General features: G+C 72.6%; 14 protein-coding genes. 3 read left to right on the top strand and 11 right to left on the bottom strand.

Annotated elements, in window-relative coordinates:
• The 6 genes from AC3ETA_RS28495 to pdhA form a co-directional block, all read right to left on the bottom strand.
• Positions 1-1,119 (bottom strand): potassium channel family protein, encoded by a 1,119-nt coding sequence (locus tag AC3ETA_RS28495; protein ID WP_432195753.1) that lies wholly within the window; start codon positions 1,117-1,119, stop codon positions 1-3.
• Positions 1,107-2,516 carry a molybdopterin molybdotransferase MoeA gene (locus AC3ETA_RS28490; protein WP_432195752.1) on the bottom strand — a complete coding sequence of 470 codons (1,410 nt, stop codon included), beginning with the start codon at positions 2,514-2,516 and terminating at the stop codon, positions 1,107-1,109. The genes AC3ETA_RS28495 and AC3ETA_RS28490 overlap by 13 nt, the downstream gene beginning before the upstream one ends.
• Entirely contained in the window at positions 2,513-3,457 is a 945-nt protein-coding gene (locus AC3ETA_RS28485) for an NTP transferase domain-containing protein (protein ID WP_432195751.1), read from the bottom strand. Before AC3ETA_RS28485 ends, AC3ETA_RS28490 begins: the two co-directional genes overlap by 4 nt.
• A 67-nt stretch (positions 3,458-3,524) precedes the next feature.
• On the bottom strand, positions 3,525-4,859 hold the full coding sequence (locus AC3ETA_RS28480) for a dihydrolipoamide acetyltransferase family protein (protein WP_432195750.1): 1,335 nt from the start codon (positions 4,857-4,859) through the stop codon (positions 3,525-3,527).
• Complete coding sequence (locus tag AC3ETA_RS28475) at positions 4,859-5,863, bottom strand: alpha-ketoacid dehydrogenase subunit beta (RefSeq protein WP_432195749.1); 1,005 nt, start codon at positions 5,861-5,863, stop codon at positions 4,859-4,861. The genes AC3ETA_RS28480 and AC3ETA_RS28475 overlap by 1 nt, the downstream gene beginning before the upstream one ends.
• Positions 5,860-6,996: a pyruvate dehydrogenase (acetyl-transferring) E1 component subunit alpha gene (gene pdhA / locus AC3ETA_RS28470; RefSeq protein WP_432195748.1), complete on the bottom strand. Its 1,137-nt coding sequence runs from the start codon at positions 6,994-6,996 to the stop codon at positions 5,860-5,862. The genes AC3ETA_RS28475 and pdhA overlap by 4 nt, the downstream gene beginning before the upstream one ends.
• 175 nt (positions 6,997-7,171) lie before the next feature.
• On the opposite strand from pdhA, the gene AC3ETA_RS28465 reads away from it, so the two are divergent.
• A complete protein-coding gene (locus AC3ETA_RS28465; protein ID WP_432195747.1) occupies positions 7,172-7,672 on the top strand; it encodes an Lrp/AsnC family transcriptional regulator in 501 nt (166 codons plus the stop codon).
• A gap of 64 nt (positions 7,673-7,736) precedes the next feature.
• On the opposite strand, the gene AC3ETA_RS28460 is transcribed toward AC3ETA_RS28465, so the two are convergent.
• Entirely contained in the window at positions 7,737-8,327 is a 591-nt protein-coding gene (locus tag AC3ETA_RS28460) for a TetR/AcrR family transcriptional regulator (RefSeq protein ID WP_432195746.1), read from the bottom strand.
• Complete coding sequence (locus AC3ETA_RS28455) at positions 8,324-9,841, bottom strand: 3-hydroxyacyl-CoA dehydrogenase (protein WP_432195745.1); 1,518 nt, start codon at positions 9,839-9,841, stop codon at positions 8,324-8,326. Before AC3ETA_RS28455 ends, AC3ETA_RS28460 begins: the two co-directional genes overlap by 4 nt.
• Before the next feature lie 172 nt (positions 9,842-10,013).
• On the opposite strand from AC3ETA_RS28455, the gene paaN reads away from it, so the two are divergent.
• A complete protein-coding gene (paaN, locus tag AC3ETA_RS28450) occupies positions 10,014-11,705 on the top strand; it encodes a phenylacetic acid degradation protein PaaN (RefSeq protein WP_432195744.1) in 1,692 nt (563 codons plus the stop codon).
• Between the two features lie 76 nt (positions 11,706-11,781).
• On the opposite strand, the gene AC3ETA_RS28445 is transcribed toward paaN, so the two are convergent.
• From AC3ETA_RS28445 to AC3ETA_RS28435, 3 genes are read right to left on the bottom strand one after another with little or no spacing between them, the layout of a single operon-like run.
• On the bottom strand, positions 11,782-12,525 hold the full coding sequence (locus tag AC3ETA_RS28445; RefSeq protein ID WP_432195743.1) for a TrmH family RNA methyltransferase: 744 nt from the start codon (positions 12,523-12,525) through the stop codon (positions 11,782-11,784).
• Positions 12,522-13,751, bottom strand: coding sequence for an HTTM domain-containing protein (locus AC3ETA_RS28440; RefSeq protein ID WP_432195742.1), 1,230 nt, complete (start codon positions 13,749-13,751; stop codon positions 12,522-12,524). The genes AC3ETA_RS28445 and AC3ETA_RS28440 overlap by 4 nt, the downstream gene beginning before the upstream one ends.
• A complete protein-coding gene (locus tag AC3ETA_RS28435) occupies positions 13,748-14,548 on the bottom strand; it encodes a DUF5819 family protein (protein ID WP_432195741.1) in 801 nt (266 codons plus the stop codon). Before AC3ETA_RS28435 ends, AC3ETA_RS28440 begins: the two co-directional genes overlap by 4 nt.
• 203 nt (positions 14,549-14,751) lie before the next feature.
• Here AC3ETA_RS28435 and AC3ETA_RS28430 point away from each other — a divergent pair, with 203 nt between their 5' ends.
• Complete coding sequence (locus AC3ETA_RS28430; protein WP_432195740.1) at positions 14,752-15,885, top strand: acyl-CoA dehydrogenase family protein; 1,134 nt, start codon at positions 14,752-14,754, stop codon at positions 15,883-15,885.
• Positions 15,886-15,906 lie beyond the last annotated feature (21 nt).

Genomic DNA, 15,906 nt, shown 5'->3' with positions numbered 1-15,906 from the left:
TCAGATGGGCTTCATCCCCGGGGGCAGTCGCCGGTCGTCAGGTGTCACCTGGATGGCCGGCGACGCCCGCACGATGGTGATGAGCCGGTCGGTCAACTCCAGTGTCCCGACGGCCGAATCGTCGTAGCCGAGCACCCGGTGCCCGCGGATGACACTGACCACCAGGTCCTCGATCTGCCGGGGAGTCTTGCCCACCTCGGCCTTTATGACGGGCCGTTCGATGATGTCGAGCCCGCTGCCCTGGTGGATGAGGTCTTCGAGCACCATGCCGGCCGCGGGGCTGAGCACGGACAGACCCAGCAGCCGCCCGGCCGCGCTGGCGCTGGTGATGACCGCGTCGGCACCGGACTGCTTCAGCAGCGGCGCGTTCTCCTCCTCGCGGACCGCGGCCACGATCTTCGCGCCCCGGTTGAGCTGCCGGGCCGTCAGCGTCACCAGTACGGCCGTATCGTCCCGCTGGGTCGCGATGATGATCTTCCGGGCCTTGTGCACCTCGGCCCGCTTCAGGACGTCGCTGCGTGTCGCGTCGCCGGTGACCCCCGCGTACCCGTCGGCGACGGCCGCGTCGATCACCTTGGAACTCGAATCGACCACGATGACCTGGTCCCGCCTCAGACCCGTGGCACAGACGGTCTGGATCGCCGAACGTCCCTTCGTGCCGAAGCCGACGACGACGGTGTGGTCACGCAAGGTGGACCTCCAGCGGGTCAGACGCCATTCCTCCCGGGTCCGTTCGGTGAGGACCTCGAGCGTGGTGCCGACCAGGATGATCAGGAACAGCACACGCATCGGCGTGATGACGAAGATATTGGTCAGCCGGGCGCCGTCGCTGACCGGGGTGATGTCGCCGTATCCGGTGGTGGAGAGGCTGACGGTGGCGTAGTAGAAGGCGTCGAGGAGATCGACGGACCCGTCCGAGCTGTCGTTGTAGCCGTCGTGGTCGGCGTAGACGATCAGGGCGGCCGCCACGAGCAGCGACAGGGCCAGCAGCACCCGCTTCGCGACCTGGCGGAACGGATGCTCCACTATCTTCTTCGGCAGCCTGACCCGATAGGTGGCGACCCTCTCGTCCGCTCGGCGGGCGATCGCGTCCTGGCCCGGAAGTTTCACGTGAAACACACCTCGATACCGGCGGTCGCCCAGGGCAGATCGAGCAGTTCGGCCTCCTGACCGGCGCGTGCACCGCCCGGCGGTACGACGGCGACGGCATCGGCCGCCGCCATGCCCCGCAGCATGGCCGGGCCCTGGTAGTGCAGCGGCACGGCATGGTCACCGCGCAGCACGACGGGGATGAGCCGGGTGTCGTACGGGTGCCCGTGCGCCGCGTCCTTCAGGGGCATCGTGTACGGCTCCGGGGCCGGACGGGCGCCGAGGGTGCGCAGCAGGGGCTCGGCGAGCGTGAGCAGGCCGGAGACGGCGGCGAGCGGGTTGCCGGGCAGGCCGACGAGGTGCTGGTCCTCCTTGGTGCGGGCCAGCAGCATGGGGTGGCCGGGCCGCACCTTGACGCCGTCCACCAGAAGTTCGGCGCCGATGCGCTCCAGCGTGGGGTGGACATGGTCGACGGGGCCGGCAGCGGTGCCGCCGGTGGTGACGATGAGGTCGGCGCCGGACTTGGTGAGGGCCTTGTGCAGGGCCTTGGCGTCGTCGCCGAGCCGGCGCACGGCGGTGACCTCGGCGCCGAGCGCGCGCAGCCAGGGCGGCAGCATCGGGCCGAGGGCATCACGGATGAGCCCGTCGTGCGGCAGTCCTTCGGTGAGCAACTCGTCGCCGAGGACGAGGACTTCGACGCGGGGTCGGGGTACGGCGGTGACGGTGTCGTATCCGGCGGCGGCCGCCAGTCCGAGCACGGCCGGCGTCACCAGGGTGCCCACGGGGAGGAGTTGGTCGCCGCCTCGGCACTCCTGGCCGCGCGGGCGGATGTCCTGGCCGTGCTGGATCTCCCGGGTGGCGTGCAGCTGGCCCTTGGTGTCGGTGCGGCCGTGCTCGCTGCGCAGGACGGCGGTGGTGTCCAGGGGGATGCGGGCACCGGTCGCGATCCGGACGGCCTCGCCGTCGGTGAGCGTTTCGGGCTCGGCGTGCCCGGCCAGTACGCCCTCTTCCCGTACGGCCCAGGGGCCGGGGCCCGCGACCGCCCAGCCGTCCATGGCCGAGGTGTCGAAGGAGGGCAGGTCGGTCAGGGCGGTGAGCGGGGCGGCCAGGGTGAGGCCGAGGGCGGCGTCGAGGGGGACGGAGACGGGGGCGCGGCGGGTGGCCCGGGTGGCTTTGAGAGCGGCGTGGGCGGCGAGCTCGCGGGCCTCGGGCCAGGGGGTGGCCCGGTGGTGGCGGTCGGGGTTGTCGCCGTGCGGGCGGTCGGGGCCGTCCCGGTCCGGCTTGCGCGCGCCCCGGGGCTGCGGCGCGGGTGCGGGCGCATGGTCGCCGGACGCGCGGTGACCGTTGTCTTCGTTCACGAGGGCAAGCACCTCCTCGACGTCGAGGTCCTCGGCGTCCCCGTCCGTGCGGATGCCGCGGGCGGTCATCCGGCGTCCGGGCGGGTCTCGGGGGCGGCGTCGGGGGCGGCGGACTCGGCCGCGGCGGCCTCCTCGGCCCAGCGCAGGGCGAGTGCGGCGGCCTTGCGGGCGGCCTCGGCGACCGCCTCGGGGCCGCCTTCGCCGCCCTTGGCCTGTGCCGCCGCGTACCCGACGAGGAAGGTGGTCAGCGGGGCGGCGGGCCTTGCCACGCCGTGGGCGGCGTCGCGGGCGAGGTCCAGCAGCACCTTGATGTCGACGTCGAGGTCGATGCCGAGTTCGTCCTTGACTGCGGAAATCCATTCATCCAACACGTGCCCATGCTCCCTGATGCGTGCCCTGGCGGTGGCGATGTCGTCCCAGGTGTCGCAGTCGAAGGACGCGACGGGGTCGGGGACGCGGGTGAGATCGAGCGCGCCGGTCAGCCGGCGCAGGGGGAGGCCCGTGAGGCCGTCGTGCTGCCGGGCGAGCGCGGCCAGCTCGCGGCGCAGCGCGGACGCGCGGTACGCGGCGACGAGGGGCTGGTCGCGGCCGCCGGCGTCGGTGAGCAGCGCGCCGTCGGCGCCGCCGGTGCGCAGGGCGGCCAGCAGCCGCCGGACGGTGTCCTCGTCGAGGAACGGCAGATCGGCCGACAGCACGAGGACCGACTCGGCCGTGGTGTGCCGGATGCCGGCGTCGAGCGCGGCCAGCGGGCCGCCGCCGGGCGGGTCCTCGCGCGCCCAGGTCACCGGCCGCGCGGTGGGCCGGGGGTCGGCGACGACGACGGTGGTGCGCGCGTCGGCGCAGGCGGCGAGCACCCGGTCGAGCAGCGGGCGCCCGCCGACGCTGACGGCGGGTTTGTCCACGCCGCCGAGCCGGCGCGCGGCACCGCCGGCGAGGACGACGGCGTCGTGCGCGACGGCCTGTCCGGCAGCGGCGGCGCCCTGCGCGCCCGTCGGTTCGTACGCGGTCATCCCCCGAGTATGCGTGCCTCGGCGATCACAGGGAACGTGGCGGAAGCAGCCGGCCGCGACGGTTGGGTCACAGGGTGCGCAGCAGCACCGCCGGCTGTTCGACGCAGTCCGCCACGTACCGCAGGAAGCCGCCCGCCGTGCCGCCGTCGCAGACCCGGTGGTCGAAGGTGAGCGAGAGCTCGACGAGCCGGCGCACGGCCAGTTCGCCCTCGTGCACCCACGGTTTGGGGATGATGCGGCCGACGCCGAGCATGGCGGCCTCGGGGTGGTTGATGATCGGCGTGGAGCCGTCGACGCCGAACACGCCGTAGTTGTTCAACGTGAAGGTCCCGCCGGTGAGTTCCGCCGGGGTGAGGGTGCCCGTGCGGGCCGCCTCGGTCAGCCGGGCGAACTCAGCGGTCAGCGACTCCGCGTCCCGCGCGTGCGCGTCCCGCACCACCGGTACGACGAGTCCCCGTTCGGTCTGCGCGGCGAACCCGAGGTGCACCTGGTCGAGCTGGACGACCTCCCTGGCCTCCGTGTCGACGGTGGAGTTGAGCTCGGGGAAGCGGGCCAGGGCCGCGGTGCAGATGCGGGCCAGCAGGGCGAGGAGGGAGATCTTCGGTCCCCCGGCGGCGTTCATCGCGCTCCGTGCCCGCATGAGCTCCGTCGCGTCGGCGTCCACCCAGCAGGTCGCGTCCGGGATCTCCCGGCGGCTGCGGGAGAGCTTGTCGGCGACGGCACCGCGGACGCCCTTGAGGGGGGTGCGGATGCCGCCGGCGGGGGCGGAGGAGCGGACGGGGGCGGGCGCGGCCGGGGCGGCGGCGGGCGCCGGGGCCTGGGGCGTCACATGGGTCCGCGGCTCGGCCACCGCCTGCACGGTCCGCCCGTGCGCCTGGGCGGCCCGCAGCGCGTACTCGACGTCGGCCCGCAGAATCAGCCCGTCCGGCCCCGAGCCGTGCAGCTCCCGCAGGTCGAGGCCGTTCTGGCGGGCGAGGCGGCGCACCAGCGGGGAGATGACCGGTACGGGTCCCTCCGCCACGTCCTTGGCGACGGCGTCCCCGTTGGCGGGCACCGGCTCCCCCGGCCGCACCCTTCTGCGGCGCGCGGGTGCCTCCGAGGTGCCGTAGCCCACCAGGACGTTCCCGGAGCCCTCGCCCTCGCCGTCGGTGGTCGGCGCGCCGACGGCCACCGTGATCAGCGGCGCCCCGACGGGCAGTTCGGTGCCCTCCTCGCCGAAGCGGGCCGTGACGACGCCGCCGTAGGGGCAGGGGACCTCGACCATCGCCTTGGCCGTCTCGACCTCGACGACCGGCTGGTCGATCGCGACGACGTCGCCGACCTGGACCAGCCAGCGCACGATCTCCGCCTCGGTGAGCCCCTCCCCGAGGTCGGGGAGCTTGAACTCGAGCACCTGTGCCATCAGCTCTCGGCCTCCCACTGCAGACGCCCCACGGCGTCCAGGATCCGGTCCACGCCGGGCAGGTGGTGACGCTCCACCATCGGCGGCGGATAGGGGATGTCGAACCCGGCCACACGCAGCACCGGCGCCTCCAGGTGGTGGAAGCAGCGCTCCGTGATCCGGGCCGCGATCTCCCCTCCCGGTCCGCCGAACCCGCCCGACTCGTGCACGACGACCGCCCGTCCGGTCCGCCGTACGGAGGCGGTGACCGTGTCGTCGTCGAACGGCACCAGCGAGCGCAGGTCGACGACCTCCAGGTCCCAGCCCTCCTCCCGGGCCGCCTCGGCGGCTTCGAGGCAGACGGGCACGGACGGACCGTACGTGATGAGCGTGGCGCTCCGGCCGGAGCGCCGCACCACCGCACGGCCGATCGGTTCAACGGTCTGCGGGTCCTGAGGGTTCCAGGAGTCCTTCGACCAGTACAGACGCTTGGGCTCCAGGAAGACGACCGGGTCGTCGGAGGCGATGGAGGCGCGCAGCAGGCCGTAGGCGTCGGCGACGGTCGCGGGCGTGACGACATGGAGCCCCGGAGTCGCCATGTAGTACGCCTCGGAGGAGTCGCTGTGGTGCTCGACGCCGCCGATGCCGCCGCCGTAGGGGACACGGATGGTGATCGGCAGCGGCATCCTGCCGCGGGTGCGGTTGCGCATGCGCGCGACGTGCGAGATCAGCTGCTCGAACGCCGGGTAGGCGAAGGCGTCGAACTGCATCTCCACGACCGGGCGCAGCCCGTACATGGCCATGCCGACGGCGGTGCCGAGGATGCCCGCCTCGGCCAGCGGGGTGTCGGTGCAGCGGTCCTCGCCGAACTCCTTGGCGAGTCCGTCGGTGACGCGGAAGACGCCACCGAGGGTGCCGACGTCCTCGCCCATGACGTGCACGGACGGGTCGGCGGCCATGGCGTCGCGCAGCGCGCGCGTGAGGGCCTGCGCCATGGTGGCCGGCTTGACGGCGACGGTGGTCATCGGTGCGACCCTTCGGACTCGGCGTGCAGCTCCGCCTGCAACTGGGCGCGCTGTTCGCGCAGTTGCCCGGTGGGCTCGGCGTAGACGTGGTCGAACAGGTCCATCGGGTCGAGCGCGGGGTCCTGGTTCATGCGTTCGCGCAGGTCGGCGGCCATGGTCTCGGCGGCGTCGCGGGCGGCCTGCTTGCCGGCGTCGTCGAGCAGCCCCCGCTCGGTCAGCTCGTGCTCCAGGAGCGCGATCGGGTCGTGCCCGCGCCAGGTCTCCACCTCGGAGTCGCCGCGGTAGCGGGTCGCGTCGTCGGCGTTGGTGTGGGCGTCGATGCGGTAGGTGATCGCCTCGATCAGGGTGGGACCGCCGCCCTCGCGGGCCTGCCGTACGGCGTCGGCGAGCACCTCGTGCACGGCGGCCGCGTCGTTGCCGTCGACCAGGCGGCCGGGCATGCCGTAGCCGACGGCCTTGTGGGCCAGCGACGGGGCCGCGGTCTGCTTGGCGAGCGGCACGGAGATGGCGAAGCCGTTGTTCTGGACCAGGAAGACGACCGGCGCCTGCCACACGGCGGCGAAGTTCAGCGCCTCGTGGAAGTCGCCCTCGCTGGTGCCGCCGTCGCCGACCAGGGCGAGCGCGACCACGTCGTCGCCCTTGAGGCGGGCGGCGTGGGCGAGGCCGACGGCGTGCGGGAGCTGGGTGGCGAGCGGCGTGCACAGGGGGGCCACGCGGTGCTCGTGCGGGTCGTAGCCGGTGTGCCAGTCGCCACGCAGCAGGGTCAGGGCCTCGACGGGGTCCACGCCACGTGCGACGGCCGCGAGGGTGTCGCGGTAGCTCGGGAAGAGCCAGTCGCGCTCTTGCAGGGCCAGTGCGGCGGCGACCTCGCAGGCCTCCTGGCCGGTGCTGGACGGGTAGACGGCGAGGCGGCCCTGCTTGGTGAGCGCGGTCGCCTGCACGTTGTACCTGCGGCCCCGGACCAACTCGGCGTAGAGCCGGCGCAGCAGGTCCGGGTCGGCCTTCGCGGCCGCCTCCGTCCCGAGGACGCGGTAGGGCTCTGCGTCGGGCAGCAGCGGCGCGGGGTCCATACGGGGCTGCCAGGCGGGCGGCGGCGATGGCCGATACGCGCCTCGCTGCTCCATGACCGTCATGACGGCACCTCCTCGTGGGAGTGGCTACGGGAGGCGCAGCTCCGGTGATGCGCCTCACCTACCGATTGTTCGGTCGTCGGCACATTTTGGCTACAGGCCCCCCGAGGCTGTGGACAAACGGTTCTCCACAACCTCCAATGAACGCAGTACGTCCACGGAAGGAAGGTGGGGGGACATGGCGCCTGAACAAATGGCCGAAGGCTCGGACGACGGGATCCCTCTGCCGCCCGCCCGGCCGCTCGACGCCATAGATCAGGACATCCTCCAGATGCTCCAGGCGGACGGCCGCGCGTCCATACGCTCGGTGGCCGAGCGGGTCCATGTCTCGCGCGCCAACGCCTACGCCCGCATCAACCGCCTCATCGAGGACGGCGTCATCCGCGGTTTCGGCGCCCGCGTGAACCATGAACGCGCAGGCCAGGGCACATCCGCGTACATCACTCTGAAGATCGTCCAGAACTCCTGGCGCACGGTGCGCGAACAACTCCGCCAGTTGCCCGGCGCCTCGCACATCGCGCTGGTGGGCGGCGACTTCGACGTCCTGCTCCTGGTGCACACCCCGGACAACCGCTCCTTGCGCGAACTGGTCCTCACCCGCCTGCAGGGCATCCCCGAGGTCCTCAGCTCCCGCACCCTGCTGGTCTTCGAGGAGGAGGACCTGGAGCCGCAGGGGTGAGCGCCCGCACGTGCCGTCCGGGCGCGTGCTCAGGCCCGAGGGCCCGAAGCGCCGCGGGCGGCCCTCAGGCTGCCTTGCGCAGTCCCCCGAACACCAGCCGCACCACCGTCTCCGCCACCTCGCGCTCGTTCATCCCGCGGCCGTCCGGGCGGTACCACTCCACGATGGAGTTGACCATGCCGAAGACGAGCCGGGTGGCCAGGCGGACCTCGACGTCGCCGCGGACCTCGCCCTCGGCGGCGGCGGCCTTCAGCAGCGCGGCCACCTGGTGGTCGAAGTCGCGGCGCCGTTCCAGGGCCCAGCGCTCGGTGTCGGTGTTGCCGCGCACCCGCAGCAGCAGCGTCACGTACGGCAGCTCGGCTATCAGCACCTCGACCATGCGCCGGACGACGTACTCCAGGCGGTCCGCGGCGTGCCCCACGCGTGCGTGCTCCTCGCCGAGGATGCCGAAGAGCCCGTCCAGGGCGCGGCTGACGGCGCGGCGCAGCAGCTCCTCCTTGCCCGTGACGTGGTGGTAGATCGACGACTTGGAGATGCCGGCCGCCCTGGACAGGTGCTCCATGGAGGTGCCGTCGTAGCCGCGTTCGTTGAAGACCTGCACGGCGACCGAGAGCAGCGTCTCCGGGGTGTACGTGTCGCGCTTGGCGGTGGTCATGAGGTGCTGCCCTCCCGCTTGTCGGAGGCGTACGCGTGGCGGTAGAGCGCGAGGGACGGCGCGTAGCGGCCGGAGGGCTCGCGCACGTGCAGCTCGTCCAGCAGGTCGTAGGCCCAGCCGCGGCCCAGGCGGCGGCTCCATTCGAAGGGCCCCATGGGGTAGTTCACGCCCAGCCGCATCGCGGTGTCGATGTCCTCCACGGTCGCCACGCCCTTGGCGACGGCGTCGTGCGCCAGGTCGACGATCCGGGCCACCGTGCGGGCGACGATCATGCCGGGGACGTCACCGATCACGCTGACGTCCTTGCCGAGTGCCTGGAACAGGCCGATGGCCTCGGTGAGGGTCTGCGGCGCGGTGTCCTGTGAGGCGGACAGCGCGATCCGGGTGGCGCGGCGGTAGTCGACGGCGAGGTCGAAGTAGACGACGTCCCGGAACTCCACCGACGTCTGGCCGTCGGCGAGCGCGAGCTGACCGCCGCTCGGCAGCACCAGACGCGTGCCGTGGTCCTCTTCCTCCTCGCGCACCGGGATGCCCGCCTCGCGGATCAGCGACAGGAGCTCTGAGGCGGGGCCCAGGTCGCCCTCGGCGACGACGTAGGCGGGCTGCTGCCGCTTCTCCGCGGTGTGCGGCTCGTCCCGCTCGGCGTCCTGCGCGTAGTCGTACCAGCCGTGCCCGCTCTTGCGGCCCAGCCGGCCCGACTCGACCAGGCGCCGCTGGGCGAGCGAGGGGGTGAAGCGCACGTCGTGGAAGAAGGCCTGCCACACGGAGTGCGTGACGGATTCGTTGACGTCCTGCCCGATCAGGTCGGTGAGCTCGAAGGCGCCCATCCTGAAGCCGCCGCACTCGCGCAGCACCGCGTCGATGGTGGCCGGATCGGCTCCTTGCGCCTCGTAGACCGCGAAGGCCTCGGCGTAGAAGGGCCGGGCGATGCGGTTGACGATGAAGCCGGGGGTGTCGGCGCAGGCCACCGGCGTCTTGCCCCAGGCGCGTGCCGTCTCGTACGCGCGCGTGGCCGACGTGACGTCGGTGGCGAACCCGGAGACGACCTCGACCAGCGGCAGCAGCGGCGCGGGGTTGAAGAAGTGCAGGCCGACGAAGCGGCCCGGATTGGCGAGGGCTCCGCCGATGGCCGTGACCGACAGGGAGGAGGTGTTGGTGGCGAGCAGGCAGTCCTCGTCGACGACGCCCTCCAGCTCCCGCAGCAGCTCCTGTTTGACGTCGAGTCGCTCCAGGACGGCCTCGACGACCAGGGCGCAGTCCGCGAGCTCGGCGAGGGACTCGGCGGGCAGCAGCCGGGCACGGGCCGCGTCACGGTCGGCGCCGGTCAGACGGTCCTTGGCGACGAGCCGGTCCAGGCGGGCGCCGATCGCGTCCGCCGCCGCCCGCGCCCGCCCGGGAGCGGCGTCGTACAGCCGTACCGGATGGCCGGCGACCAACGCGACCTGGGCGATGCCCTGGCCCATGGTGCCGGTGCCGACGACGGCCACGGGGCTGCTGAGGTCGAGAGCTGTCATGTGCGCGATCCTCCCGCACGGGGTTTTCCACAGATGCGGCGGACCCCCTTGAACCGACCGATCGTTCGGTTACTCTAACTCTGTCTGGCTGTTCCTGCCCATGTCCTTGCCCATGTTTCTGCCCAGGTCATGAGCTCGACGGAGAGCTCTGGAATCGAGGAGTTGGTCCCGCATGGCCGCCGAACTGACCGCCCACGAGCTGATCGCCAAGCACCGGCCCACCCTCGACCAGGCGCTGGAAGCAATCCGTACACGGGCGTACTGGTCACCGCACCCCGAGCACCCCAAGGCCTACGGCGAGAACGGCAGCCTGGACGCGGCGGCGGGCAAGGCGGCCTTCGACGCCCTCTTGGGCAACCGCCTCGACCTCGGCCAGCCCGGCACCGACGACTGGGTCGGCGGCGAGACGTCCCCGTACGGCATCGAGCTGGGCGTCGAATACCCGCACGCCGACATCGACACGCTGCTGCCCGCCATGCAGGCCGGCCGGCGCGCGTGGCGCGACGCGGGCGCGGAGATGCGCGCGGTGGTGTGCCTGGAGATCCTCAAGCGGATCAGCGACCGGACGCACGAATTCGCGCACGCGGTCATGCACACCTCCGGCCAGGCCTTCATGATGGCGTTCCAGGCGGGCGGCCCGCACGCACAGGACCGCGGCCTGGAGGCGGTGGCGTACGCCTATGTCGAGCAGGTCCGCACCCCCGACACCGCGGAGTGGACCAAGCCGCAGGGCAAGCGCGACCCGCTCGCGCTGACCAAGCAGTTCACGCCGGTCCCGCGCGGCACCGCCCTGCTCATCGGCTGCAACACCTTCCCGACCTGGAACGGCTACCCGGGCCTGTTCGCCTCCCTCGCCACCGGCAACCCGGTCCTGGTCAAGCCGCACCCGCGCGCGGTGCTGCCGCTCGCGCTCACCGTGCAGGTCGCGCGCGAGGTCCTCGCCGAGGCGGGCTTCGACGCCAACCTGGTCGCGCTGGCCGCCGAGCGGCCCGGCGAGGGCATCGCCAAGATCCTGGCGACCCGCCCCGAGATCCGGATCATCGACTACACCGGCTCGACCGTGTTCGGCGACTGGCTGGAGGCCAACGCCCGCCAGGCGCAGGTCTACACGGAGAAGGCCGGCGTCAACACGGTCATCGTCGACTCCACCGACGACTACAAGGGGATGCTCTCCAACCTGGCCTTCTCGCTGTCCCTGTACAGCGGCCAGATGTGCACCACCCCGCAGAACCTCCTGGTGCCGCGCGACGGCATCCGCACCGAAGAGGGCCCCAAGACCTACGACGAGGTCGTCGCCGACCTCGCCCGCGCGGTCGACGGCCTCCTCGGCGACGACGCCCGCGCGAACGCGCTGCTCGGCGCGATCGTCAACCCCGACGTCAAGGCCCGCCTGGAGGCGGCTGCCGGGCTCGGCGAAGTCGCCCTCGCCTCACGGGAGATCGCCAACCCCGAGTTCCCGGACGCGGTCGTGCGCACGCCGGTGATCGTGAAGCTGGACGGCGCCAAGCCGGACGACGAGGCCGCGTACATGAGCGAGTGCTTCGGGCCGGTGTCGTTCGCCGTGGCGGTGGACTCGTCCGCCGACGCGGTGGAACTGCTGCGGCGCACGGTGCGCGAGAAGGGGGCGATGACCGTCGGCGCGTACACCACCGACGACGAGGTCGAGGGCGCGATCCAGGAGGTGTGCCTGGAGGAGGCGGCCCAGCTGTCGCTGAACCTCACGGGTGGTGTGTACGTGAACCAGACGGCGGCCTTCTCGGACTTCCACGGGTCGGGCGGCAACCCGGCGGCGAACGCGGCGCTGTGCGATGGGGCCTTCGTGGCCAACCGGTTCCGGGTTGTCGAGGTGCGCCGGGAAGCCTAGGAGTAGGAGTTCGACGGAGGCGGGAATCGCGCGGCTGCCGGTCATGTGTGGCTTGTCGCGCAGTTCCCCGCGCCCCTCAAGGGGCGCTCGGCGAACCGGCGCTCCAGTGGTACAAGGTCATCGCCACGCTCGTCGCCAGGTTGTAGCTGGAGACCTGGGGGCGCATCGGCAGGGAGAGCAGGTGGTCGGTGCGCGCCCGCAGTTCGGCCGACAGGCCGCTGCGCTCCGATCCGAAGGCGAGGACGGCGTCGTCCGGGAGCTTCACGCCCCGGATGTCGTCGCCCTCGGGGTCGAGGGCGAACAGCGGGCCGGGGGGCAGCTCGGGCACCGTCAGCCGCTCCACGACCGTCGCGAAGTGCAGGCCCGCGCCGCCGCGTACGACCGTGGGGTGCCAGGGGTCGAGGGTGCCGGTGGTGACCACGCCGGTCGCGCCGAAACCGGCGGCCAGACGGATCACGGCGCCCGCGTTGCCGAGGTTGCGGGGGTTGTCGAGGACCACGACCGGGGCGGTGCGCGGGGTGTGCGCCAGCTGGTCGAGATGGGCGGCGCGTGACGGTCGTACCGCCAGGGCGGCCACCGCCGTGGGGTGCGGGCGCGGCACCAGGGACGTGTACGTCGACTCCGGGACCTCGGTCAGGAGCGCGTCCAGCGCGTCCCGTACGTCCGGCGCCAGTTCGTCGGCGAGCGCCAGCGTGGCCTCCCGGTCCACGACGACCGCGACCGGGACCTCGGCACCGAAGCGCACGGCGTGCTTGAGGGCATGGAAGCCGTCGAGCAGGACGGAGGTCTCGGCGAGCCGGTTCCAGGAGGTCAGGGTCATGCCGAAGAGCCTACGTGCGCGTGCGCGGGGTTCTCCGGGGGGCTGCGCGGGGCGGGGGGCTTCACCGGGTCGTCGCCGCGCCGCGCCGGGCCGGTCAGCCGGCCACGCGCTCGTGCGGCCAGGCCGCCGAGCCGGCGCAGGAACGACGTCGGCAGGAAGACCGCGTCCGCCGCGATCATCGCCAGGGAGAAGAACGGCAGGCCGAGCACGACCGCGATCACGGCGTGCTCGGTGATCATCGCCGCGAGCAGGACGTTCTTGACCCGCCGGTTGAACAGCGTGAACGGGAAGGCGACCTGCACGAGGACCGTGCCGTAGGTGATCAGCATGACCATGGTGCCGCTGGACGACAGCACGTCGGCGAGCGCGGGCCAGGGCGAGAAGTAGTCGAGGTGCAGCGGGTAGTAGACGGCGGTGCCGTCCTGCCAGCGCGAACCCTGGATCTTGTACCAGCCGGCGGTGGCGTAGATCAGACATGCCTCGGCCATGATTACCAGCAGGGCACCGTTGTGCACGACGTTGCCGATGACGTCCAGCAGGATGCGGGGCTCGGCGGTCCGCGCCCGGCGGCCCACGATCCACCACACGGCCGCGGCCGACCAGCTGATCCACAGGATCAACGGCACGGTCAGGTCGCCGTCGAGCCGGCCCGCCGCGGTCACCGCCACCAGCACCAGCCCGAACACGCTCCACAGGGCCGGACCCACCCGGTCCGGCGCCACGCGCTCACCGCGCGCGTGTGCCTCCCGCGCGCGCCGTGCCCGGCGCTCGTCCAGCGACCAGACCTGACCGCAGCGTGTGAAGACGAGGTAGACGCACATCAGATGCAGGACGTTGTCGCCGCCGTCGCCCATGAAGATGGACCGGTTCTGGAGCGAGAGCACGCCCACCATGAACAGCACGGACATCGCCCGGGTGCGCCAGCCGGCCAGCAGCAGCACGGCGGTCAGGACGGCGAAGACGTACAGCGTCTCGAACCAGAAACCGCCGCCGAACCACATCAGCGCGGTGAAGGAGCCGTTCGTCCCGATCAGCTGCTGGGCGAGGTCGAAGTCCCAGGGCCCTTCGGGGCCGTACAGCTCCTGCCGGTGCGGGAACTCCCGCAGCAGGAACAGCAGCCAGGTCGCGCTGAATCCGATGCGGATCACGGCCGTCTGATACGGGCCGAGGGCGGACTCCGTCACGCGGGCGATGGCGGAGGAGACCACGAGGGCGAAGCGGTTCACCGCGTGCCTCCCGTGCCGGTCCCGGCGGCGTCGGCGGCGGCCCGGTCCTTCGGCACCGACCACCAGGGCAGCACCCGGTAGCTCGGCTTGTCCGAGATCTGCTCCTCGCTCCACTTCGGCGGGGGCACATTGGTGGTGCGCGAGCGGACCTGGACGCGCTCGACGACACCGCGCTCGCCGGCCGCGTCCGCGCGGTCGAGCCGCAGCTCCACTATGCGCCGCAGATACGTCTCGGACAGAGCGCCCCGCAGACCCACCGGCCGGTTCTCGGTGTCGTGCGTGGCGACGAAGAAGTCCCAGGCCCGGCGCAGCTCGTTCTGCTGGGTGTGGCTGGGCAGCAGATTGCCGTCGATGGCCTCGCCGTCCTGAGCGGACAGGTCGTACCAGCCGGTCGTGCGCGTGCCGTCGCCTGCCGTGCCGACTTCGGCCCTGACCTGCACCGCGATGTTCTGCTGAAGCGGGTTGGGGGCGAACAGCTTCCAGTTCTGCTCGAACTCCGGATATATCCAGTCGTCGATCGCCCGACCGTGCTTCTTGGTGACCGTGTTCGGCGGCGCGACGTGCAGAAAGACCATCCCCGTGTGGACACAGACGACGATCGCGACCACCGCGACGGCGAGCGCGGCGACGATCTGGTACCGCAACGAGAGGGCGGCCACACCGGTGCGGGCCTCGGGTTCGGACGCGGGCGGCGGGACGGCGAGCGACGGCTCGGCGGGCGAGGCGGGCTGCGGCACGGGGGGCGGCTCCCGGTCCGGCCCGTGCCGGGCGGCCGAGCCTGCGTCGTACGCGTCCATCCTGCCCCGATTCCCGATTCCGGTCCGTCCTGCCTCAGCGCTCGCACGGGAACGGTACTCAGGCCGACCCGCCGGGCACAGCCCCTGCCGGGCCGTCGTTGCCCACACCTTACGGGGGCGCCGACAGGACCATTCCCTTCTTCTAGAACCTGTTCTATCTTGACGCACCGTCAGATCGCCGTGGGTGTGGAAGGGCAGGGACCGTGGACTTCACCTTCACCGAGGAGCAGCAGGCGGCGGCCGAGGCGGCGCGCGGAGTGTTCGCCGGGGTCGCGCCGGACGCGGTGCCCTCTCCCGCGCTCACCCCGGGCGCCGTCGCCGACACCTTCGACCGCCCCCTGTGGGACCGGCTCGCCGACGCGGACCTGCTGAGCCTGCTCCTCACCGAGGAGTACGGCGGCGCGGGCCTCGACGCCGTCGCGCTGTGCCAGGTGCTGCGCGAATCGGCGAAGGTGCTGGCCCGGGTGCCCCTGCTGGAGAGCAGCGCCGCGGCGGCCGCCGTCCAGGCGTACGGCGGCCCGGAACTGAAGGCCGACCTGCTGACCCGCGCCGGGCGCGGCGAGCTCGTGCTGACGGTCGCCGCGCACGGCCGCACCGGCCACGACCCGGCCGAGCTCGCCACGACCGCCCGACGGGACGGCTCCGGGTGGGTGCTGGACGGGGTGCAGACCGCGGTGGCCTGGGCGTACGACGCCGATCTCGCCGCCGTGCCGGCCCGTACGGACGCGGATCTGACCGTCCTCGCGCTGGTGCCACGCGATGCGGAGGGGGTCTCGCTCGCCGAACAGTTCTCGACCAGCGGGGAGCGGCTGGGGGAGCTGCGGCTGGAGTCGGTGCGGCTGACGGCGCGGGACGTCATCGACACCGAGGGCGCGTGGGAGTGGCTGCGCGAGCTGCTGGCCACGGGGACGTGTGCGCTGGCGCTCGGGCTGGGGGAGCGGGTGCTGGGGATGACGTCCGAGTACGCGAGCAAGCGGGAGCAGTTCGGGCATCCCATCGCCACGTTCCAGGCCGTCGCGGTGCAGTCCGCCGACCGCTTCATCGACCTGCGCGCGATGGAGGCCACCCTGTGGCAGGCCGCTTGGCGGATCACCTCGGGGGCACCGGGGGCACTGCCCGCCTCCGGGGACGTGGCCGTCGCCAAGATCTGGGCCTCGGAGGGCGTACGCCGGATCGTGCAGACCGCGCAGCATCTGCACGGCGGCTTCGGCGCCGACGTCGACTACCCGCTGCACCGGTACCACGCCTGGGCCAAGCACCTGGAACTGGCACTCGGCCCGGCAGCGGCACACGAGGAAGCGCTGGGGGACCTGCTGGCGGCGCATCCGCTGGGCTGACGGACGGGCACCGGGCGCCCT

The organism is Streptomyces sp. bgisy027, assembly GCF_057710365.1.
This window is presented reverse-complemented; position numbering and strand designations above follow the sequence as displayed.

Coding starts and splice junctions, on each gene's coding strand:
- AC3ETA_RS28490 (WP_432195752.1), bottom strand. CDS start 2,516: ATGACCGCCCGCGGCATCCGCACGGACGGGGACGCCGAGGACCTCGAC.
- AC3ETA_RS28485 (WP_432195751.1), bottom strand. CDS start 3,457: ATGACCGCGTACGAACCGACGGGCGCGCAGGGCGCCGCCGCTGCCGGA.
- AC3ETA_RS28480 (WP_432195750.1), bottom strand. CDS start 4,859: ATGGCACAGGTGCTCGAGTTCAAGCTCCCCGACCTCGGGGAGGGGCTC.
- AC3ETA_RS28475 (WP_432195749.1), bottom strand. CDS start 5,863: ATGACCACCGTCGCCGTCAAGCCGGCCACCATGGCGCAGGCCCTCACG.
- pdhA (WP_432195748.1), bottom strand. CDS start 6,996: ATGACGGTCATGGAGCAGCGAGGCGCGTATCGGCCATCGCCGCCGCCC.
- AC3ETA_RS28465 (WP_432195747.1), top strand. CDS start 7,172: ATGGCGCCTGAACAAATGGCCGAAGGCTCGGACGACGGGATCCCTCTG.
- AC3ETA_RS28460 (WP_432195746.1), bottom strand. CDS start 8,327: ATGACCACCGCCAAGCGCGACACGTACACCCCGGAGACGCTGCTCTCG.
- AC3ETA_RS28455 (WP_432195745.1), bottom strand. CDS start 9,841: ATGACAGCTCTCGACCTCAGCAGCCCCGTGGCCGTCGTCGGCACCGGC.
- paaN (WP_432195744.1), top strand. CDS start 10,014: ATGGCCGCCGAACTGACCGCCCACGAGCTGATCGCCAAGCACCGGCCC.
- AC3ETA_RS28445 (WP_432195743.1), bottom strand. CDS start 12,525: ATGACCCTGACCTCCTGGAACCGGCTCGCCGAGACCTCCGTCCTGCTC.
- AC3ETA_RS28435 (WP_432195741.1), bottom strand. CDS start 14,548: ATGGACGCGTACGACGCAGGCTCGGCCGCCCGGCACGGGCCGGACCGG.